The 21,106-nt window shown below is 63.6% G+C and carries 21 protein-coding genes; 19 read left to right on the top strand and 2 right to left on the bottom strand.

All coding sequences use genetic code 11. The annotated features are described in order from the left end of the window. The gene (locus GOW72_RS04925; RefSeq protein WP_170365594.1) at positions 1 to 759 is read left to right on the top strand and encodes a class I SAM-dependent methyltransferase; all 759 of its coding nucleotides are present in this window, start codon (positions 1 to 3) and stop codon (positions 757 to 759) included. On the opposite strand, the gene GOW72_RS04920 is transcribed toward GOW72_RS04925, so the two are convergent. After that, complete coding sequence (locus GOW72_RS04920) at positions 719 to 1,405, bottom strand: ceramidase domain-containing protein (RefSeq protein WP_170365592.1); 687 nt, start codon at positions 1,403 to 1,405, stop codon at positions 719 to 721. The two genes, GOW72_RS04925 and GOW72_RS04920, sit on opposite strands and share 41 nt — an antisense overlap. 57 nt (positions 1,406 to 1,462) lie before the next feature. Here GOW72_RS04920 and GOW72_RS04915 point away from each other — a divergent pair, with 57 nt between their 5' ends. Continuing rightward, on the top strand, positions 1,463 to 2,155 hold the full coding sequence (locus tag GOW72_RS04915; protein WP_170365590.1) for a metal-dependent hydrolase: 693 nt from the start codon (positions 1,463 to 1,465) through the stop codon (positions 2,153 to 2,155). Then, complete coding sequence (locus tag GOW72_RS04910) at positions 2,152 to 3,330, top strand: M24 family metallopeptidase (protein WP_170365586.1); 1,179 nt, start codon at positions 2,152 to 2,154, stop codon at positions 3,328 to 3,330. Before GOW72_RS04915 ends, GOW72_RS04910 begins: the two co-directional genes overlap by 4 nt. Before the next feature lie 7 nt (positions 3,331 to 3,337). Here GOW72_RS04910 and GOW72_RS04905 read toward each other — a convergent pair whose 3' ends face one another. Next, a complete protein-coding gene (locus tag GOW72_RS04905; protein WP_170365583.1) occupies positions 3,338 to 3,808 on the bottom strand; it encodes a nucleoside deaminase in 471 nt (156 codons plus the stop codon). Here GOW72_RS04905 and GOW72_RS04900 point away from each other — a divergent pair. From GOW72_RS04900 to GOW72_RS04825, 16 genes are all read left to right on the top strand, one after another. Then, positions 3,807 to 4,682: a pseudouridine synthase gene (locus GOW72_RS04900; RefSeq protein WP_170365580.1), complete on the top strand. Its 876-nt coding sequence runs from the start codon at positions 3,807 to 3,809 to the stop codon at positions 4,680 to 4,682. The two genes, GOW72_RS04905 and GOW72_RS04900, sit on opposite strands and share 2 nt — an antisense overlap. Positions 4,683 to 4,859: 177 nt before the next feature. Further along, positions 4,860 to 5,774, top strand: a complete 915-nt coding sequence (locus GOW72_RS04895; RefSeq protein WP_170365578.1) for a 5-bromo-4-chloroindolyl phosphate hydrolysis family protein — start codon at positions 4,860 to 4,862, stop codon at positions 5,772 to 5,774. A 30-nt stretch (positions 5,775 to 5,804) separates the two neighbouring features. Next, the gene (locus tag GOW72_RS04890; RefSeq protein ID WP_093964738.1) at positions 5,805 to 6,995 is read left to right on the top strand and encodes a toxic anion resistance protein; all 1,191 of its coding nucleotides are present in this window, start codon (positions 5,805 to 5,807) and stop codon (positions 6,993 to 6,995) included. Between the two features lie 13 nt (positions 6,996 to 7,008). After that, positions 7,009 to 7,962, top strand: a complete 954-nt coding sequence (locus tag GOW72_RS04885; RefSeq protein ID WP_170365576.1) for a DUF2927 domain-containing protein — start codon at positions 7,009 to 7,011, stop codon at positions 7,960 to 7,962. Positions 7,963 to 7,984: 22 nt separating this feature from the next. Next, positions 7,985 to 9,133, top strand: a complete 1,149-nt coding sequence (locus GOW72_RS04880; protein ID WP_170365574.1) for an SPFH domain-containing protein — start codon at positions 7,985 to 7,987, stop codon at positions 9,131 to 9,133. Positions 9,134 to 9,142: 9 nt separating this feature from the next. Then, the gene (locus GOW72_RS04875; protein ID WP_170365572.1) at positions 9,143 to 9,460 is read left to right on the top strand and encodes a CPCC family cysteine-rich protein; all 318 of its coding nucleotides are present in this window, start codon (positions 9,143 to 9,145) and stop codon (positions 9,458 to 9,460) included. A gap of 6 nt (positions 9,461 to 9,466) precedes the next feature. Continuing rightward, positions 9,467 to 10,582 (top strand): TFIIB-type zinc ribbon-containing protein, encoded by a 1,116-nt coding sequence (locus GOW72_RS04870; protein ID WP_170365570.1) that lies wholly within the window; start codon positions 9,467 to 9,469, stop codon positions 10,580 to 10,582. 99 nt (positions 10,583 to 10,681) lie between these two features. Then, positions 10,682 to 11,362 (top strand): nitroreductase family protein, encoded by a 681-nt coding sequence (locus GOW72_RS04865; protein ID WP_170365568.1) that lies wholly within the window; start codon positions 10,682 to 10,684, stop codon positions 11,360 to 11,362. A 24-nt stretch (positions 11,363 to 11,386) separates the two neighbouring features. Continuing rightward, the gene (gene dtd, locus GOW72_RS04860; protein WP_170365566.1) at positions 11,387 to 11,824 is read left to right on the top strand and encodes a D-aminoacyl-tRNA deacylase; all 438 of its coding nucleotides are present in this window, start codon (positions 11,387 to 11,389) and stop codon (positions 11,822 to 11,824) included. Beyond that, positions 11,824 to 12,927 carry a DUF4147 domain-containing protein gene (locus GOW72_RS04855; RefSeq protein WP_170365563.1) on the top strand — a complete coding sequence of 368 codons (1,104 nt, stop codon included), beginning with the start codon at positions 11,824 to 11,826 and terminating at the stop codon, positions 12,925 to 12,927. Before dtd ends, GOW72_RS04855 begins: the two co-directional genes overlap by 1 nt. A gap of 51 nt (positions 12,928 to 12,978) precedes the next feature. After that, positions 12,979 to 14,973: a CocE/NonD family hydrolase gene (locus tag GOW72_RS04850; protein ID WP_170365561.1), complete on the top strand. Its 1,995-nt coding sequence runs from the start codon at positions 12,979 to 12,981 to the stop codon at positions 14,971 to 14,973. Positions 14,974 to 15,100: 127 nt separating this feature from the next. Continuing rightward, positions 15,101 to 16,687 (top strand): ABC transporter substrate-binding protein, encoded by a 1,587-nt coding sequence (locus tag GOW72_RS04845; protein WP_170340108.1) that lies wholly within the window; start codon positions 15,101 to 15,103, stop codon positions 16,685 to 16,687. 15 nt (positions 16,688 to 16,702) lie between these two features. Further along, the gene (locus GOW72_RS04840; protein ID WP_170340107.1) at positions 16,703 to 17,659 is read left to right on the top strand and encodes an ABC transporter permease; all 957 of its coding nucleotides are present in this window, start codon (positions 16,703 to 16,705) and stop codon (positions 17,657 to 17,659) included. Beyond that, positions 17,656 to 18,471: an ABC transporter permease gene (locus GOW72_RS04835; RefSeq protein ID WP_170340710.1), complete on the top strand. Its 816-nt coding sequence runs from the start codon at positions 17,656 to 17,658 to the stop codon at positions 18,469 to 18,471. Before GOW72_RS04840 ends, GOW72_RS04835 begins: the two co-directional genes overlap by 4 nt. Then, a complete protein-coding gene (locus GOW72_RS04830; protein ID WP_170364713.1) occupies positions 18,468 to 20,105 on the top strand; it encodes an ABC transporter ATP-binding protein in 1,638 nt (545 codons plus the stop codon). The genes GOW72_RS04835 and GOW72_RS04830 overlap by 4 nt, the downstream gene beginning before the upstream one ends. Positions 20,106 to 20,263: 158 nt before the next feature. Continuing rightward, positions 20,264 to 21,100, top strand: coding sequence for an alkaline phosphatase family protein (locus GOW72_RS04825; RefSeq protein WP_170366026.1), 837 nt, complete (start codon positions 20,264 to 20,266; stop codon positions 21,098 to 21,100). Positions 21,101 to 21,106: the final 6 nt, after the last annotated feature.

Genomic DNA, 21,106 nt, shown 5'->3' with positions numbered 1-21,106 from the left:
ATGACCGATGACATGCAGCTGTTGATCGACCTGCACCTGCCCAACGATCGGCAAGGCCCCGGCAGCGACGCGGCAACGCAACTGGCGCTGACGCTGGCGGGCGTACAAGCCGATCCCGGATTGAAGATCGCCGACATTGGCTGCGGCACCGGAGCCGCGGCCTTCTGCCTTGCGCGCCATCTCGGCGCATCGGTGACGGCAGTGGATTTCCTGCCGGAGTTTCTGGCCGAGTTAAACAGGCGTGCACAGGACTCGGGTCTGGCGGCCCGGGTTCAGACGCTTGAGGCGTCGATGGAGGACCTGCCCTTCGACGATGCCAGCCTTGACGTGATCTGGTCGGAAGGCGCGATCTACAACATGGGGTTCGAGAACGGCCTGAACGCCTGGCGTCGGTTCCTGAAACCCGGCGGGGTCCTAGCTGTGTCCGAGCTGACCTGGCTGACCGATCGACGCCCCGAACCGCTGACAAGGCACTGGGATGCCGCCTATCCCGAAGTTGCGACCGCCGGACAGAAGATCCGCCAGATCGAGACCGCTGGCTATGAACCAGTCGGCTATTTCCCGCTGGGCACCGACTGCTGGATGGAGAACTACTACCTCCCCCTTCAAGGCAGCTTCCCTGCCTTCCTCGACCGGCATGGCCATTCCGAGCAGGCCAAGGCGCTTGTCGATTCCGAACAGGCCGAGATCGCATTGTATGAAACCTATTCCGACTTTGTCAGCTATGGGTTTTATCTGGCGCGGCGTCTGCCGGACTGACCGCATCCGTCATGGCCCGGCGATAAACCTCGATCATCCAGCCCAGCATGGTGGCGTTCAGGATGTGCCACATGAAATGCGTTCCCATCGGGATGCGGGCGCAAAGCGGAGCATCGAGCGCACGGAAGGTGATCGACGCGATCAGGATCGCAGCCCCGACCGCCAGACCCCGAGCCACTTGCGGCCTGCGCACGCGCAAAAGATACGCATAGATCAGGATCAGCAACGGCACCGGAGCATAGGCGGCCGACCCGCCCAACCCGGGAACCAGCTGAAACGCCGGAATGGTCAGCGCCGCATAGGGAATGAACAAGGCCGTTAGCCCCGCCGCCTTCGGCGTGGATAGCTGCCAGATGTCCCGGTTCACCGCGAAGATATAGATCAGGATGAACAGCAAGATCGGCGTCGTATCCGCCAGCGCGGCCCAGACCTGCGCATGGGTATGAAACAGATAGCTGCCAATACCGATCACCGCCAGAATGGCGACCAGCAGGCGGGCCAAGGGCAGACCCTGCCCGTGCACCCGCCGCCACATCACCCATGCCGCCAGCAGAAAGGCCGCGTTGGTCACGGCGTTTACGGGTTCGGCCCAATAGGTCGGCGACAGGCGCTCGCAATAGCCGTCGATTTCTCGCATCCAGTCCATGGATTTTTACATAGCCGATGCTAGGCTGACCCTGAACCGGTTTCAGGAGGGTCTTTCATGAAAATCATCTGGTTGGGGCATGGCAGCTTCCGAATTCACGCGGCAGGACAGGTCCTGCTGATCGACCCCTGGCTCAGCGGCAACCCGATGCTGCCCGAGGATCAGCACGAGGCCGCCGTCAAAGGCGCCACGCATATCCTGCTGACCCACGCGCATTTCGACCACGTTGCCGACGTTCTGCCGCTGGCCAAACGCCTGAATATTCCCGTGGTTGGCCAATACGACGTCATGGCGCATTGGGCCGAGGCCGAAGGGATCGAGATCATCGGCTTCAACAAGGGCGGCCGGGTCGATCTGAACGGGGTCAAGGTCGACATGGTGCCGGCCTCGCACAGCTCGACCTTCGCCACACCCGATGGCCCGCGCGCCGGTGGGTCCGAGGTGGGCTTCATCCTGTCGGCCGATGGTCACACGGTCTATGTCTCGGGCGACACCACGATCATGGCCGACATGGAGTGGATCGGCGACTATTACAAACCCGATATCGGCATCCTGTCGGCGGGCGGTTATTTCACGATGGACATGAAAGCCGCCGCCTATGCCGCCCGGCGGTATTTCGACTTCAAGACGGTGATCCCCTGCCACTATCGGACTTTTCCGATCCTGGAACAATCCGCCAAGGACCTGACGGACGGGCTGCCGGGCGTGACCGTCATCGAGCCCGAGGTCCTGCAGGAGATCGAGCTTTGACGCCCGCGCTGGCCTTCTCGGCGGAAGATTACGCGGCGCGGCTGGCCAAGACCCGGTCCGCGATGGCCCAGCGGGGTGTCGAGACCCTGCTGGTTGCCGACCCGTCGAACATGGCCTGGCTGACGGGCTATGACGGCTGGAGCTTCTACGTCCCGCAGATGGTGATCGTCCCGCGCGAAGGCGCGCCCCTGTGGTGGGGCCGGACGCAGGACAAGCCCGGCGCGGCGCAAACCACCTGGCTGGACCCCGCCGACCTGTACGACTGGCCCGAAGAGCATGTGCAGCACCCCGACCATCACCCGGTCGAGTCGCTGGCATCGCTGCTGCGCGCGCGCGGCTGGACATCCCATTTGGGTGTCGAGATGGACAATTATTACTACTCGGCCGCCAGCCACCGGATTCTTGAGACCGCGTTCGGCCGGGATGCGCTGATCGACTCGACCGGGTTGGTGAACTGGCAGCGTGCGGTCAAAAGCGAGGCCGAGATCGCCTTGATGCGCAAGGCCGGGCAACTGACCGCGCATATGCACGCGGTGCTGCGCGACGGGTTCCGCGCCGGGGTTCCCAAGAACGTGCTCGTGGCCGAGGTTCAGGCGGCGGGCATCGCCGGGCTTCCGGGTCTTGCGGGCGACTATCCCGCGATCGCGCCCATCGCGCCCTCGGGGGCCGAGGCCTCGGCCTCGCACATCACCTGGAACGACCGTCCGCTGACACCGGGCGAGGCGACCTATTTCGAAATCTCGGGCTGCCACCGCCGCTATCACTGCCCGGCCAGCCGCAGCCTGTTTCTGGGCGACCCGCCTGCCGATATCCGGCGCGCGGAAACCGCGATTCTCACCGCGCTCGAGAACACGCTGGCCGCCGCCCGCCCCGGCGCCACCTGCGAAGAGATCGCCGCCTGCGTCTATGACAGCTTTGCCCGGGCCGGCTATGTCAAAGGCAATCGCACGGGCTATCCGGTGGGCCTGAGCTATCCGCCCGATTGGGGCGAGCGCACCATGAGCCTGCGTCCCGGCGACAGCACCGTTCTGCAGGACAACATGACCTTTCACCTGATGCCGGGTCTGTGGACCCCGGATTGGGGGCTGGCCATCACCGAAACCTTCGTCGTCACGCCGACGGGCGGGCAACCCTTGGCAGACATCCCCCGCGAACTGGTCGTGAAACCGGCCTGAGCGCGCCTCAGCCTTTGGACCCGCCGCCACCGCGCTGCGCGGCAAAGAAATCGCGCAACAACCGGGCGCAGTCCTCGGCCGCAATTCCGTCATAGACCTCCGGGCTGTGATGGGCCTGAGGGTGCGAGAACACCCGCGCCCCATGCGCCACGCCGCCCGATTTCGGATCGGCGGCCCCATAGTAGATCCGCCGGATCCGCGCCGCCGCCAGCGCCGCGGCACACATGGCGCAGGGCTCCAGCGTGACATACAGGTCATGCCCCATCAGACGTTCGGACCCGACGGCGCGGCAGGCGGCGCGCAGGACCAGGATCTCGGCATGCGCGGTCGGGTCGTGCAACTCGCGCGTACGGTTGCCGTCCGCCGCGATGATCCGCCCATCGGGCGACACGATCACCGCACCCACCGGAACCTCGCCCCGATCACCCGCCGCGCGCGCCTGTTCAAGCGCCTTGTCCATATGCGTTCTGAAGACCATGCCCCTGACTGCCCCAGAAACCCACCTTTCGCAAGCCGCGCCGATGCGCTATGCGCAGGGCATGAGCAACACCCCTCCTCCTGGCGACCGGATCGCCAAAGTGCTGGCCCGTGCCGGCATCGCCTCGCGCCGCGAGGCCGAACGCATGATCGAAGCGGGCCGCGTAACCGTGAACGGCAAGACCATCGACAGCCCGGCGCTGAACGTCACGCCCGGCGACAAGATCACCGTCGACGGCAAGCCCGTGGCCGAACCCGAACCCGCGCGTCTGTGGCTGTATCACAAGCCAACCGGCCTTGTGACCACGAACCGCGACGAAAAGGGCCGCCCCACAATCTTCGACAACCTGCCCGAGGACATGCCCCGCGTCATGAGCGTCGGCCGGCTGGACCTAAATTCCGAAGGCCTGCTGCTGCTGACCAATGACGGGGGCATCAAGCGCAAGCTCGAACTGCCCTCGACCGGGTGGCTGCGCAAGTACCGGGTGCGGATCAACGGCCGCCCCAAGGACGAGGATTTCGCCCCCCTGCGCCAGGGCCTTGTGATCGAGGGCGAAAAGTTTCAGCCCATGACCGTGACGCTGGACCGCCAGCAAGGCGCGAATGCATGGCTGACGATCGGACTGCGCGAGGGCAAGAACCGGGAAATCCGCCGCGCGATCGAAGACATCGGCTTAACCGTGAATCGGCTGTTGCGCGTGTCCTACGGGCCGTTCCAGCTGGGCAATCTCAAACCCGGCGAGGTCGAGGAAATCCGCCGCCGCGTTCTGCGCGACCAGTTGGGTCTGGAACCTGAAACCCCACCGGCTGCTGCGAAACGCCCAAGCCGCCCTCAAAGATCCCGCAGGCCGGTCGGCAAGAAATCACGCAATTGACGCGGGTTATCGAACCTTCCCCCTAGCGCCAAGCCCCTTGATCCCCTAGGTTTTCAAGGGGACAACCGCAGTTGGAGGACGTCATGTCCGGGACCGGAGTGCAAAAAATGGCCTACGCGGCCCTGCTGGTGCTGTTGTTCGGCGTCTGCACCGGTTGGCTTGGGGGGCTCTGACGCCATGGCCAAGCGATACGGCGGAAAGTTCAGCCCCGACGGCCAATCCGACACCGACGCGCCCGCCCCGCGCGGGCAATACGATGGTGCCCGAGTGAACCCGGTCGGCGCCCGCGCCAATGTGATGTTCGTTCCGGCGATCCCGCTGGTCTTTTTGTCGCTCAACGACGGCGCGATCGGGATGACACTTGGATTGGTCGCCGCCGGCATTCTGACCGCTGCCGCCTTTCTGCTGCGGGAAGGGCTGAAAGCCGAGGATGCCTACAACGCGCGCCGCACCGCGCGCCGCCCAGCCTTTCCACGCAAGATCTTCTCATCCGTTTTGACTGGGCTGGGGGTGGGTCTGGCCGCCTATCGCAATGACTATCTGGAAGCCGAGGCCGCCAGCCAGGTCAGCCTGCTGGCGCCGGTCTTGTTCGGCGGCGTGGCCACAGCGCTGCATTCCGTCGCCTTCGGCCTCGACCCGATGAAGAACAAGGGCATGGAGGGTGTGGACACCTATCAACAGGACCGGGTCGCCCGCGTAGTCGAAGATGCCGAAGTGCATCTGAACCAAATGACGGATGCCATCAAACGGGCCGGCGACCGCAGGATCGAAGCCCGGGTCGAGCGGTTCCAAACTACCGCCCGCGACCTGTTCCGTACGGTCGAGGAAGACCCGCGCGATCTGGCCGGTGCCCGCAAATACCTGACCGTCTATCTGCAGGGCGCCCGCGATGCGACGATCAAGTTTGCTGATGTCTATGCGCGCACCCGCGACCCGCAGGCTTTGTCCGACTACTCGGCGCTGCTGGACGACCTCGAGCAGAATTTCTCGGCCCGCACCCGAAAGATGCTATTGGATGACCGCAGTGATCTGACGGTCGAAATCGACGTGCTGCGTGAAAGGCTGCAGCGCGAAGGCGTCCGGCTCGACTGACCGGCCAAACCAAGAACAGGGAAGCTTCTCATGTCTGACGAAATCAAGAAAAAGGCGGCCGAGGCCGAAACGCTGGTTCAGGAAGTTGCAGCCGTCTCATTGCCCGAGCCGAGTTCCGAGATCGTGCCATTGGAAGAAGCGGACGAACCGGTGGGTGCCGAAATCCGCAAGCGCATGTCTGAAATCGACATGGGCGACACCAACTCGATCGTTGCTTTTGGCTCGGCGGCGCAAGCCGAGCTGCAGGAAATCAGCCAGGCCATGCTGGCCGACGTGCGCAACAAGGATGTCGGCCCCGCCGGCGACAGCCTTCGCGACATCGTCACCACGATCCGCGGCTTTTCGGTTTCCGAACTGGACGTGCGCCGCGAGCGCAGCTGGTGGGAGAAACTGCTGGGCCGCGCCGCGCCTTTCGCCAAGTTCACTGCGCGCTACGAAGAGGTTCAGGATCAGATCGACCGGATCACCGACAACCTTCTGTCGCACGAGCACACGCTGCTGAAGGACATCAAGTCGCTGGACCTGCTGTATGAAAAGACGCTGGATTTCTATGATGAACTGGCGTTGTACATCGCCGCCGGTGAAGAGAAGCTGACCGAACTTGACAGCCATGACATCCCCGAGAAAGAGGCCGAGGTGAAGGCCGCCCCAGAAGATCAGCAGGTGATGAAGGCGCAGGAACTGCGCGACCTGCGGGCCGCCCGCGACGATCTGGAACGGCGTGTGCATGACCTGAAGCTGACGCGACAGGTGACGATGCAATCGCTGCCCTCGATCCGGCTGGTTCAGGAGAACGACAAGTCGCTGGTGACCAAGATCAACTCGACCTTGGTCAACACCGTGCCGCTGTGGGAAACCCAGCTGGCACAGGCGGTCACCATCCAGCGCAGCGCCGAGGCCGCAGCCGCCGTGCGCGATGCCAACGATCTGACGAACGAGTTGCTGACCTCGAACGCCGCAAACCTGCGCCAGTCGAACAAGATGATCCGCGAGGAAATGGAGCGCGGGGTGTTCGACATCGAAGCCGTCAAGAAGGCCAACGAGGATCTGATCGGCACGATCAATGAAAGCCTCGCCATCGCTGACGAAGGCAAGGCGAAACGGGCCGCCGCAGAAGAAGAGCTGAAGAAGATGGAAGCCGAGCTGCGGGACACCTTGGCTTCGGCCAAGGCCAGGAAAGACGGGCTGGGCGATACGGCCGGAACCGCCGTTCCGGGCTAAGGAGACATCGCAGGTGCGGCTTCGAAGATTTCTAGGGCACGGGTTGGGGGCAGCTGCATTGCTGATCTTGGCCAATTGCGATGACGCGCTCGAGTCCTCGATTGCCCCGCAGGCGCGCCCGTCCCAGCCGCAATTGGCCAATGCTTATGTCGAACCTTCGGCGGCAAGCCAGGATCTGGCGCGTTATTATCAGCGCGTCGAGCGCGACCTGTTGACCCGAGGTCTGATGCGTACAGACGGTGGCGGGCCGGACACCCCGTTTGATGCGGATGATTTGGCCCGGAATTTCGAAGCCATCGCGTTCTACAGCGAGTATCCCGGCGCCGCCGTATCTGGCAGCAGCCAACGTACCAGCGGAAGGCTAAGCCGCTGGTCTGGCCCGGTCCGGATACAGGCAGAGTTCGGGCCGTCAGTATCGCCAGACCAACGTGCGGCCGACAAGGCACAGATCCGGGCCTATACCGAACGCATGTCGTCCTTGACTGGCCACCCGATCTCGACCGTAACCAGAAACGCGAACTTCCATGTCTTCGTCGCCGGCGATGACGATACGGAATTCGTGCAAACGCGACTGCGCCAGTTGTTTCCCAGTATCGGACAGGCTCAGTTGAACCTGTTTCAGGATTTACCGCGCTCGTTCTATTGCTTTGTCTTCGCCTCGGCGTCGAACGGGGCACCGAACACCTATACTGGTGCGGTTGCGTTGGTGCGGGCCGAGCACCCCGACTTGATGCGGCTGAGCTGCATCCACGAGGAAATCGCCCAGGGGCTGGGCCTGCCCAATGACAGCCCCCGGGCACGACCGTCGATCTTCAACGATGATGACGAATTCGCCCTGCTGACCAGCCATGACGAAAAGCTGCTGACGATGTTGTATGATCCGCGCCTGAAACCCGGCATGACCGCGCAAGAGGCCGCGCCGGTGGTGCGGATCATCGCCCGTGAATTGATGGGGCAGTCGCTCTGACCCCGATGACAGGAGAACCCAGATGGGAATTTTCGATTTTCTGACCGGAGAATTCATTGATGTCATTCATTGGGTGGACGACACCCGCGACACGATGGTCTGGCGGTTCGAGCGCGAAGGCCACGAGATCAAGTATGGCGCCAAGCTGACCGTGCGCGAGGGCCAGGCGGCCGTATTCGTGCACGAAGGCCAGCTGGCCGACGTGTTCACGCCCGGCCTCTACATGCTTGAGACCAACAACATGCCGATCATGACGACGCTGCAGCACTGGGATCACGGGTTCCAGTCGCCGTTCAAGTCCGAGATCTACTTCGTCAACACGACCCGGTTCAACGACCTGAAATGGGGCACCAAGAACCCGATCATGCTGCGCGACCCGGAATTCGGCCCGACCCGGATCCGCGCCTATGGCACCTACACGATTCGTGTCAAGGACCCGGCCCGTTTCCTGGTCGAGATCGTCGGCACCGATGGCGAATTCACCATGGACGAGATCAGCTTTCAGATCCGCAACATCATCGTGCAGGAATTCAGCCGGGTCATCGCAGGCTCGGGCATTCCGGTTCTGGACATGGCCGCCAACACCGCCGATCTGGGCAAGCTGATCGCGGCCGAGGTCTCGCCTGTGCTGGATGGCTACGGGCTGGAAATGCCGGAATTCTACATCGAGAACATTTCGCTGCCACCGGCGGTCGAGGCGGCGCTGGACAAGCGTACTTCGATGGGGCTGGCGGGGGATCTGGGCAAATTCACCCAGTATTCCGCGGCCGAGGCGATGACGGCGGCCGCCAGCAACCCGAACGGAGGCGGTGGCATGGGTGCTGGCCTTGGTATGGGAATGGGCATGGCGATGGCGAACCAGATGTCGAACATGGCAGCGGGTCAGCCGTTTGGCCCGTGGGGCGCGCCCGCGCCCGCTGCCCCGCAACCATCAGCGCATGCGGCCCCGCCGCCCCCGCCGCCAGTCGAGCATGTCTGGCATATCGCGGTGGATGGCCAGACGAGCGGTCCGTTCTCGAAGGCCAAGATGGGCCGCATGGCCAGCGAGGGAGAAATTACGCGGGACACTTTCGTGTGGACGCCCGGTCAGGACGGCTGGAAGAAAGCGGGCGAGGTGCAGGAACTCGCGCAGCTGTTCACGATCCTGCCGCCTCCGCCGCCCGGGGCGTGAGGCATCGGCATGCCCGCATCGCGGAAACACTCGAAGACAGGCGGGCGCAAAGCGCCGCAGCCGCCGCAATTCATCTGCCCGTGCTGCGGTTATGTCACCCTGGCCAAGCGCGGGGCCTACCTGATCTGCGCGATCTGCTTTTGGGAGGACGAGGACATTCTGTACGACAAGAACCCCCGCGAGCCCTCTGCCGCCAATCACGGCCTGACGCTGGCCGAGGCGCGCGAGAATTTCAGGGCGATCGGGGCCTGCGAAGCGGCGATGCTGCCGCATGTCCTGCCTGAGGAGCAGCGCGCAGCCTATCTTCACTTTCCCCTCGACACGTGACCCCCCATGACACAGCCCCCTGCTCCGCCACCCGGTTCTGCGGAACATCGTTTTCCATGTGACAATTGCGGCGCGGACTATCGGTTCGACCCGCAATCCGGCACGCTGACCTGTGACCATTGCGGCCATTCCGAACCGATCGGGGCTGGCCCCTGGGGCGGCGCCAGCCTGCGCGAACTGGACTTCGACGCCGCCATCGCCGACCGCTTGCCCGACAGCGAGATCGAAGAGACGCGGGTTCTGACCTGCCCCAACTGCGCGGCGCAGGTCGAGTTCGACCCCAACACCCACGCCGCGGAATGCCCGTTCTGCGCCACCCCGGTGGTGACCGATACCGGCGTGAACCGGCACATCAAACCGCGCGGCGTTCTGCCCTTTGCGCTGGACGAACGCGCCGCGCACAAGGCCATGAGCGACTGGCTGGGGCGGCTGTGGTTCGCGCCGAACGGGCTAAAGGACTATGCCCGCAAAGGCCGCAGGATGCAGGGCATCTATGTGCCCTACTGGACGTTCGACGCCGATACGAAATCGGCCTATCGCGGCGAACGGGGCGTGGTCTATTACGAAACCCGGACGGTGGTGCGTGACGGCAAGCGGGTGCAGCAGCAAGTGCCCAAGGTGCGCTGGACGCCGAAATCCGGCCGGGTGGCCCGGTTCTTCGACGACGTGCTGGTGCTGGCCTCGCAATCGCTACCCAAGTCATACACCGACGCGCTGCAACCTTGGGACCTGCCCGCGCTCGAGCCCTATCAGCCCGAGTACCTGGCCGGGTTCCGGGCCGAGGCCTACACGGTCGATCTGCAGCAAGGTTATCAGGAAGCCCGCGGTCACATGGCCCGCGTGATCGAGCGCGACGTCCGCTTTGACATCGGCGGCGACCGGCAGCGCATCCACGCGATCGAAACCGAGATCTGCGACGTGACCTTCAAGCACATCCTGCTGCCGGTCTGGATGGCCGCGTACAAGTATCGCGGCCAGACCTATCGCTTTGTCGTCAACGGTCGCACCGGTCAGGTGCAGGGTGAACGGCCCTGGTCGGCGATCAAGATCACGATTGCGGTGGTCCTGGGCCTGCTGGCGGCAGCCGGCATCGGGTATCTGGTGGCGACCGGACAGCAATGACCGCTGGGTTCCGCCGCCGAAAACTCTGCCTCGGAACCCCTTGAACATCCCGGGCTTCTCACCCATCCTGCCGCCGGCTGCCCCGGAGGAGAGGACGACGTGACCCTGGCCGATCTGAACACGCTTCTGACCGCGCGCCAGTCCTGCCGCGCCTTCCGGTCCGATCCGGTGCCGCGGGGTGACATCGAACAGATTCTGACCAGCGCCGCCCAAGTGCCCAGCTGGTGCAACGCGCAGCCCTGGCAGGTGGTCGTGACCAGCGGCGCGGAAACGGATGCGTTCCGCAGCGCCTTGCGGGCCGAAGCCAAGACCGGCCAGGCGCAGCCCGACCTGCCCTTTCCGACCGGCTATTCCGGCGTCTATCAGGACCGGCGCCGCGCCTGCGGATGGGCCCTGTATGAGGCCGTGGGCGTGGAAAAGGGCGACCGCGCTGGATCGGCCCGGCAGATGATGGAAAACTTCAACCTGTTCGGCGCCCCGCATTGCGCCATCCTGTCCAGCCCGGCGGAACTCGGCCCCTATGGCGCGATGGATTGCGGCGGGTTTGTAACGGCTTTCACCTTGGCTGCACAGGCCTTGGGCATCGCCACGATCCCACAGGCGGCGGTGGCCGCCTATGGGCCGTTCCTGCACCGCTATTTCAACATCCCCGATGACCGGCTGATCCTGTGCGCGATTTCCTTCGGCTATCCGAATGTCGATCATCCGGCCAACCAATTCCGGACCGAGCGCGCCACGCTGGACGAGTTCGTCAGTTGGCGTGAGGCGCCGGCCGAGTGAGCGGAGTTTGAGAAAGACACTGTCATGCGCGCATTGATACAAAGGGTGTCCGAGGCATCGGTCTCGGTCGAGGGGGAAGTCATCGGCCAGTGCGGGCCGGGGCTGCTTGTTCTGGTCTGCGCCATGCAGGGCGACGACGAGACCCAGGCCCAGCAACTGGCGGCCAAGATTGCCAAGCTGCGGATCTTCAAGGATGACGCGGGCAAGATGAACCGGTCGGTGTTGGATATCGGCGGCTCGGCCCTTGTGGTCAGCCAGTTCACCTTGGCCGCCGACACGTCGCGCGGGAACCGGCCCGGATTTGCGGCGGCGGCCGATCCGGCAACCGGTGAACGCCTGTACGAACACTTTGCCCGCGCGCTGGCCGCGCTTGGGGTTCCGACCGAAACCGGGTCTTTCGGAGCGGATATGGCGGTGTCCCTAGTCAATGACGGCCCGGTTACGATCTGGATGGACATGTGATGACGATGCAGGATCAGGCGATCGCGATCTGGAAGGCGGGCGTTGCCGCCGTTGACGGCTATGGTGCGGTCAAGGCGGCACTGCCCGATGTTCCGCGCCCCGATCGGATTCTGGCGGTGGGCAAGGCCGCGGCGGCGATGATGAATGCGGCGCAGGATCATTTCGGCAGAACACCGGGCCTTGTGGTCACGAAAGACGGCCATGCCGAAGGGCTGCCGTCACATCTGCAGGTCATCGAAGCCTCTCACCCCGTGCCCGATGCCCGCAGCCTGAAGGGTGGCCAGGCCCTGCGCGCGGCTGTTCAGGCCATGGAGCCTGGCACGCATCTGTTGCTGCTGGTCTCGGGCGGTGCGTCTTCGCTGGCCGAGGATCTTGTGCCGGGGGCCACCCTCGAAGATCTGGCGCGGCTGAACGCGCAGTTGCTGTCCGAGGGGCTGGACATCACCGCCATGAACGCCCGCCGGCGCGAGATGTCGCGGATCAAGGGCGGGGGCCTTCTGGCCGGTTTCGGCGGAGCGCGCGCGACGGTCCTGGCCATTTCGGACGTGCCGGGGGACGACATCGGCGTCATCGGATCGGGCATCGGCGCCTTGCCCGACGCCCCGCAATTCGAAGCGAATGTCCAGATCATTGCCTCGAACGCCCATGCGCGCCGCGCCGCGGCCAACGCGGCACGTGCCGCCGGTCTGGACGTTCTGGCCGAGGAAGAGGCCATGCACGACGACTATCTGTCCGTCGCCGCAGATATCGGCGCGCGGCTGCGTCAGATGCCACCGGGCGCGATGATCTTTGGCGGAGAGCCGACGGTTGTCCTGCCCGAAAACCCGGGCCGAGGCGGACGCAACCAGGCGCTGGCCCTGGCGCTGGCGCGCGAGATTCAGGGATGCGAGGGTCTGTGTGTCGTGGTCGGCGGAACCGACGGCACCGACGGGCCGACCGATGCGGCCGGCGGTGTCGTGACCGGCGCGACATGGGCCGATGGGGCGGACCCAGCCTTGCGCGAGGCCGATGCGGGGACGTTCCTTGAGCGAGCCGGCGCTCTGCTGGTGACCGGCCCCACGGGAACCAATGTCATGGATCTGCTTGTCGCAACGAAGGAATGAATTGACGCTTTTCCTCGCACACCATCCGCCGATGCGCCTGAGACTAGGCACATGACTCAGGCGAAGAACTCACTGGCCGAGATCGAAGACGTTCCGGATCAGGGCATCATTCTGTCGGACGGCTGCCGCCTGTCGGCGCGGATCTGGCGACCTGTCGATGCGGCGCAGCACCCGGTGCCAGCCATTTTGGAATACCTGCCTTATCGCAAGCGCGACGGCACGACGGCGCGCGATGCCCTAACCCATCCCTGGTTTGCCAAACGGGGTTACGCCTGCATCCGCGTCGACATGCGCGGCAACGGCGACAGTCAGGGACTGATGGAGGATGAATACACCCAGCAGGAACTGGACGACGCCGTCGAGGTGATCGAATGGCTGGCCCAACAGCCATGGTGCAGCGGCGCAGTCGGGATGATGGGCATCAGCTGGGGCGGCTTCAACGCGCTGCAGGTGGCGGCGCTGCAACCCGCGCCGTTGAAGGCCATCATCACCCTGTGTTCGACCGCCGACCGTTATGCCGATGACATCCACTACAAGGGCGGCTGCCTGTTGAACGAGAACCTGGGCTGGGGGGCGACCATGTGGTCGTACTCGTCCCGCCCGCCCGACCCCGCGTTGCGTGACGACTGGCGCGAGATGTGGTTGCAGCGGTTGAAGGCCGAACCGTTCTTGCCCTCGGTCTGGCTGCGGCACCAGACCCGCGATGCCTATTGGCGACATGGGTCTGTCTGCGAAGACCCCGGAGCGATCCGCGCCGCGACGCTGGCGGTGGGCGGCTGGGGTGATGCCTACAAGAACACGGTGCCCTGGCTGGTCGAGAACCTGAGTGCGCCGGTCAAGGGCATCGTCGGCCCCTGGGTGCACAAGTACCCGCATTTTGCCGTGCCCGAACCACGCATCGGCTTCCTGCAAGAGGCGCTGCGCTGGTGGGACCGCTGGCTGAAGGGCAAAAAGACCGGAGTTGAACAGGACCCGGCCTATCGCGCCTATCTGATGGATGGCGTGCGCCCGGCGCGCTGGTATGCCGAACGCCCGGGCCATTGGATCACCGAGGATGCCAGCGCCACGTCCCACCTGCCGACGGTCACCCTTCCGCTTTCCGAAGCCGGGCTGGGTAAGGACGGCCCCTTGGATACCAAAATCCGCTCGCCGCATCATTGCGGCATGGATGGCGGCGAATATTGCGCCATCTGGCTGGGTCCGGACATGCCGGGCGACCAGCGAGCAGATGACGCTCTGTCCGCCTGTTTCGACACGACCCCTCTGACCGCAGATCTGGACATTGTCGGTGCCCCGCGCCTGCGCTTGAAGCTGAGTGTCGACAAACCACAAGCCCAAATTGCCGTTCGGCTGAACCACATCCACCCCGACGGAGCTGCGACTCGGATCACCTATGGTGTACTGAATCTGACCCATACGGAGGGGCATTCGTCTCCCAAAACGTTGATACCCGGACAGGTCTATGACATCGAGGTCGTGCTGGACCACATCGCCTACCGGGTTCCCGAGGGCCACCGCCTGCGCGTTGCCGTCTCAAGCGCCTATTGGCCGCTGATCTGGCCTTCGCCGGAAACAGCGGAGCTCCACCTGACAGGCGGCACGTTCACGATCCCCCAGCGCGACAGGTCGGATCGGGATGAATGGCAATTTGCCCCACCCGATGCGGACTCTCCGTGGCAAGTGACCCAATTGCGAGAGGCGACCCATGCGCGGCGCGTCGAAACTGACATGACGACCGGCGTCATCGATCTGGTCATCGAAGATGATTTCGGCTTGGTCGAAGACGCGGATCATGGTCTGGTCAGCGGCGGAACCGCTTTTGAACGGTGGTCGATCCATCCGGACGATCCGCTGAGCGCGCGCGGTCGCTGCGAATGGGTACAAGAGACCCGTCGCGACGGCATCCAACTGCGAACCGAGGCCAATTGCGAGATGTGGTCGGACCGATCCAGCTTTCATCTGCGCGCGACGCTTGATGCCTTTGAAAACGATGTGAAGATTTTTTCCAAAACCGTGGAGGACACCATACCTCGTGATCAGATGTGATTTTGCTGGTGGCAAGTCCCCGAGATTTGACCTTGCCCGCCGAGACGAAATGCGCCAACGTTGACTCATGCGTCAATAAAAAGCCCGTAAAACGGGCACACAAAACACTCAACTGGGAGATATCCGAATGAACGAACAACTCACTCACATGGCCAGCCAGGTGACCGCCGGGAAACTGACCCGACGTGAATTCATGGGGAAGGCAGCCGCATTGGGTGTATCGGCTGCCATGGCCAGCACCGTCTTCGCCGACGCGGCCCGCGCCGCTGGCGCCAAGAAAGGTGGCGATCTGAAACTGGGCCTGCAGGGCGGTGAATCCACGAACTCGCTGGACCCGGCCACCTATGCCAGCTCGGTTCCGTTCCAGAACGGCAAGCAGTTCGGTGACCAACTGGTCGAAGTCGCCCCCGACGGCACGATCGAGCCGCGCCTGGCCGAAAGCGTTGAAGGCAGCGCCGATGCCAAGGTGTGGACATTCAAACTGCGTCAGGGGGTCGAGTTCCACAACGGCAAGACCATGACCAGCGAGGACGTGCTGAAAACGATGCAGCGCCACTCGAACGAAGATTCGAAGTCGGGCGCGTTGGGCATCATGAAGGGCATCGAATCGATGAAGGCCGATGGCGAATATTTTCAGGTCACCCTGAACGAGCCGAATGCCGATCTGCCTTACCTGATGGCCGATTATCACCTGATCATCCAGCCGGACGGCGGAATGGACAACCCGGGCGCCGGTATCGGCACCGGTCCGTACAAGCTGGAAGCGGACGAACCCGGTGTGCGCCACCTGTTCTCCAAATTCGAGAACCACTGGAACCCGGATTTCGGCAACTTTGACAGCGTCGAAGTGGTGGTCATCAACGATGCCACGGCCCGGACGGCCGCGCTGCAGTCGGGTCAGGTTCACGCGATCAACCGGGTTGAGCCCAAGGTTGCCGACCTCTTGGGTCGTGCGCCCAACCTGACCGTACATTCGACGGCAGGACGCGGCCACTACGTGTTCATCATGCATTGTGACACGGCGCCGTTCGACAGCAACGAGCTGCGGACCGCTCTGAAATACGCGATCAACCGCGAAGAACTGGTCGAGAAGGTACTGCGCGGCTATGGCTCGGTCGGGAACGACATGCCGATCAACGCAGCATACCCGCTGTTCGATGAGACAATCCCGCAGCGTGAGTTCAGCGTCGAAAAAGCCGCCGAACATTACAAGAAGTCCGGCCATGACGGGTCGCCCATCATTCTGCGTGTGGCCGACGGAGCCTTCCCTGGCGCCGTGGATGCCGCAGCCCTGTTCCAGCAGACCGCCCAGCAGGCCGGCATCCCGCTTGAGATCAAGCGCGAGCCGAATGATGGCTACTGGTCCGAAGTCTGGAACGTACAGCCGTTCTGCGCGTCCTACTGGGGCGGCCGCCCGGTGCAGGACCAGATGTACGCAACTGCCTATCTGTCCACCGCCGACTGGAACGACACCCGGTTCAAGGTCAAAGAGTTCGACGACCTGCTGTTTGCCGCGCGTGCCGAGCTGGATCCGGCAAAGCGCAAGGCCATCTACAGCCAGATGGGCATGATGGTCCGTGACCAGGGCGGCCTGATCTGCCCGATGTTCAACGACTTTGTCGAGGGCATCAGCAACCAGCTGGATGGCTGGGAGACTGATCCGACCCAAGAGATGATGAACGGCAACATGTCCCGCAAGATGTGGTTCGTCTAACTCGGATCGACAGGTATGCATCCTATTATCAAACTGGTTTCCCAGCGCCTGGCGCTGGGATTCCTCTTGCTGTTTGGCGCTTCGGCCCTGATTTTCGGGTTGACCGAGGCCCTACCCGGAGACGCCGCGCAAGCCGTCCTGGGGCAGTCCGCCACCCCTGAATCCCTTGCCAACCTCCGTGAGGAGATGGGGCTGAACCGTCCCGCCTTGACCCGGTATTTCGAATGGCTTGGCGGAATTGTCCAAGGTGACATGGGCACGTCCCTGACCAACAAGCTGGACATCGCCGAGTCGGTTAGCAACCGATTGGGCAATACGTTGTTTCTTGCCTTTTGGGCGGCCATCGTCTCGGTCCCCCTAGCAATTTTTCTTGGCCTCGTCGCGGTACGCTACCGCAACCGCTGGCCCGACAAGCTGATCTCAGCCGTTACTCTGACGACAATCTCGATCCCGGAATTCCTGATCGGCTACGTCCTTGTCTATTTCATCGCGGTCAAGCTGGGCATGTTCTCGCCGCTGGCGATGATCAATGACAGCATGTCCTTTTGGCAAAAGCTGAACTCGATCGCGCTGCCCGTCATCGTGCTGACCATGGTGGTTCTGGCGCATATGATGCGCATGACTCGCGCCGCAATTTTGAACGTGATGCAGTCGGCTTATGTCGAAACGGCCGAACTCAAGGGCCTGAGCAACTTCAAGGTCATCTGGCGCCATGCCTTCCCGAACGCCATCGCCCCCATCGTGAACGTGGTGATGCTGAACCTGGCCTATCTGGTCGTCGGCGTCGTCGTGGTCGAGGTGGTGTTCGTCTATCCCGGCATGGGACAGTATCTGGTGGACCATGTGACCAAGCGCGATGTGCCGGTGGTGCTGGCCTGCGGCGTCATCTTTGCCGCCATCTATATCGGGCTGAACATGGTTGCCGACATCGTCGCGATCCTGGCCAACCCAAGGCTGAGGCACCCGAAATGAAGAACATCCCAATCTCTGCAATGATCGGGCTGGCCTTCACCGCCCTGTATTTCATCATCGCCGTCTTTGCGCCCTTCCTGGCGCCCTACGGCATGGCCGAGGTGGTCGGAGACGTGTGGGAGCCCTCGAGTTCGGAATTCTGGTTGGGCACCGACAATATCGGCCGCGATCTTCTCAGCCGCATGATCTATGGCGGGCGCACCACGATCTTCATCGCCACCGCCGCCACCATTCTCAGCTTCGTCACTGGTTCGATCCTGGGCTTTCTGGCCGCCGTGCTGGGGGGCTGGGCCGATCAGGTTATGTCGAGGACCGTGGACCTGATCATGTCGATCCCGTCGCTGATCACCGCGCTGGTGGTTCTGGCGATGGTACCGGTCACCATCCCGGTTCTGATCGTGGTCATGGGCCTGCTGGACGCCACCCGCGTCTATCGACTGGCCCGGGCCGTGGCCGTTGACATCGAAGTCATGGACTATGTCGAGGCCGCCAAGCTGCGCGGCGAAGGCCGCGGCTGGATCATCTTCCGCGAGATCCTGCCCAACGCGCTGTCCCCGCTGGTCGCCGAACTGGGCCTGCGCTTCATCTTCATGGTGCTGTTCGTCTCGACCCTATCGTTCCTGGGCCTGGGCGTTCAGCCGCCGCTGGCCGATTGGGGCGGCATCGTGAAAGAAAACAAGGACGGCATCGTCTATGGCATCGGCGCGGCGCTGTACCCGGCGGTGGCCATCGCCACGCTGGCCATCTCGGTCAATTTGGTGGCCGACTGGATTCTGAACCGCACCACATCGCTGAAAGGAGGCCGGGGATGAGCGATACCCTTCTCAAGGTCCGCGACCTCAAGATCGGCGCAACCGTCTATCCGCCGGGCGAAAAGCCCCGTGACATCGAAATCGTGCACGGGGTCAGCTTTGACCTCGAGCGCGGTAAGGTGCTGGGGCTGATCGGGGAATCCGGTGCGGGCAAATCGACCATCGGGCTGGCCTCGATGGCTTATGGCCGGGGCGGCGTGAAGATCACCGGCGGTGAGGTCTGGGTGAACGGGCGCGACATCCTCAAGACGTCGCTCTCGGATATCCGCAAACTGCGCGGCGGCGAGGTGACCTATGTGTCGCAATCGGCGGCGGCGTCCTTCAATCCCGCCAAGAAGATCATGGATCAGGTGGTCGAAGCCGCGGTCGAGCAGAAGAAGTTCAGCCGCAAAGAGGCCGAGGCCCGTGCGCGTGAGCTGTTCGCCAAGCTGGGCCTTCCCGACCCGGACAACATCGGCAACCGCTATCCGCACCAGGTCTCGGGCGGGCAGCTGCAGCGTTGCATGACGGCGCTGGCGCTGTGCCCCGAGCCGGATCTGGTGGTGTTCGACGAACCCACGACCGCGCTCGACGTGACCACCCAGATCGACGTCCTGATGGCGATCAAGGAAGCAATCCGCGACACCGGCGTGGCCGCGCTGTACATCACCCACGATCTGGCGGTCGTGGCGCAGGTCAGCGATGACATCATGGTGCTGCGCATGGGCGACACGGTCGAGTACGGCACCACCGACCAGATCATCAACAACCCACAAGAAGAGTACACGCGGGCGCTGGTCTCGGTCCGTTCGATCGAACACGAGGAAAAACAGCCCACGCCCGAACCCGTGCTGCAGGTCGATGGCATCACGGCCCGTTACAAGGGGCTGAATTTCGACGTGCTGCACAACGTCAATGTCGAGGTACATCCGGGCCAGACGCTGGCGGTCGTGGGGGAATCGGGGTCGGGCAAGTCCACGCTGGCCCGGGTGATCACCGGCCTGCTGCCCCCGCGCGACGGCGAGATCACCTTTGCCGGGCGCAAGCTCAGCCCCGATCTGGCCGGACGCTCGCGCGAGGACCTGCGGGAGTTGCAGATGATCTACCAGATGGCCGATGTTGCGATGAACCCACGCCAGACGGTGGGCACGATCATCGGCCGCCCGCTCGAGTTCTACTTCAACATGCGCGGCGCCGAGAAGCGCAAGCGCATTATCGAACTGTTGGACGAGATCGAACTGGGCGAAGGGTTCATCGACCGGTACCCGGCCGAGCTGTCCGGCGGTCAGAAGCAGCGTGTGTGCATTGCCCGCGCTCTGGCGGCCAAGCCCAAGATGATCATCTGTGACGAGGTCACCTCGGCGCTGGATCCGCTGGTGGCGGACGGCATCCTCAAGCTGTTGCTGGACCTGCAGAAAATCGAGGACGTGGCCTATCTGTTCATCACCCATGACCTGGCGACGGTGCGCGCGATCAGCGACAGCATCGCCGTGATGTATCAGGGACGCGTGGTGCGCTATGGACCCAAATCGCAGGTGCTGAGCCCGCCGTTCGACGACTATACCGACCTGCTGCTCAGCTCGGTACCCGAGATGCATCTGGGCTGGCTGGAAGAGGTCGTGGCCCACCGCAAGATGGAGAGCGCCGGCAACTGAGCCGCTGGCTGTGCACGCCGACAAAACACTCTGAAATCCCGACACTTTGTTTCTATCGAAGTGTCGGGATTCTCTCATTCCGGACGGGAACAGGCAGCCTTGGCTGACCGAATCTCCTAGGGTGGGCCAAACAAGTGATCCAATACGAGGGCCATGCGATGGACCGCAAGCTTCTGCTCATCATTCTCGACGGGGTTCCCTGGCGCAATTTCCGCCGGCTATTCGGCAACCTCGAAGGCTGGGTCGACAGCGGCGAAGCGCGGGTTTGGAAACACCGCTCTGTGCTCCCGTCGATTTCGGCAAGCTGCTATGCCTCGATCCACACGGGCGTGACGCCGCAGGAGCATGGCTGCACCGGAAACGGCAACGTATTCCGACTGGACCACAAAGACATCTTCAGCCAGGTGCGCGAGGCCGGCGGCGTGACCGGGGCCGTCACCCATAGCTTCTGGTCGCAGTTCTTCAATCGCCACCCATTCGACTATGTGCGCGATGTGGAATATGACGAACCGGACAGCCCCACCATCAACCACGGCCGCTTCCACTCGATGACGGGCTATGGCAAGGCCAACCAGATGACGCCGTCCGATGTCGACCTGTTCGCGACCCTGACCAACCTGTGCCTGCGGTTCGGGCTGGATTACGGCATTCTCCACACCTGTACGCTCGACAGCATGGGGCACCGATTCTACCACGACTGTGAAGAGATGGATCACGCCTGCTTCGTCATGGACGAGATGCTGGCCCCATTCATCCCCCGCTGGAGGCAGTTGGGATACGAGGTGATCGTGACCGCCGATCATGGCCAGGACGAGCGCGGCCACCACGGCGGGCGCAGCCCCCTGCAGCAGGAAACGGCGCTGTACTATTTCGGCGATGCCGAGGGCCCCGATGCCGATACGGTCATCGATCAGTTGCAGTTGGCGCCCACGGTTCTGACCCGCATGGGCGCGCCGGTTGCCGAGACGATGAAGGCCAAGCCGTTCCTGCGCTGAGCGCGG

Origin of the sequence: Ruegeria arenilitoris, from assembly GCF_013032855.1 — a bacterium.
Classification (GTDB): Bacteria; Pseudomonadota; Alphaproteobacteria; order Rhodobacterales; family Rhodobacteraceae; genus Ruegeria; species Ruegeria arenilitoris.
The sequence above is the reverse complement of the archived record's forward strand: the minus strand, read 5'-3'. Positions and strand labels throughout refer to the sequence as shown.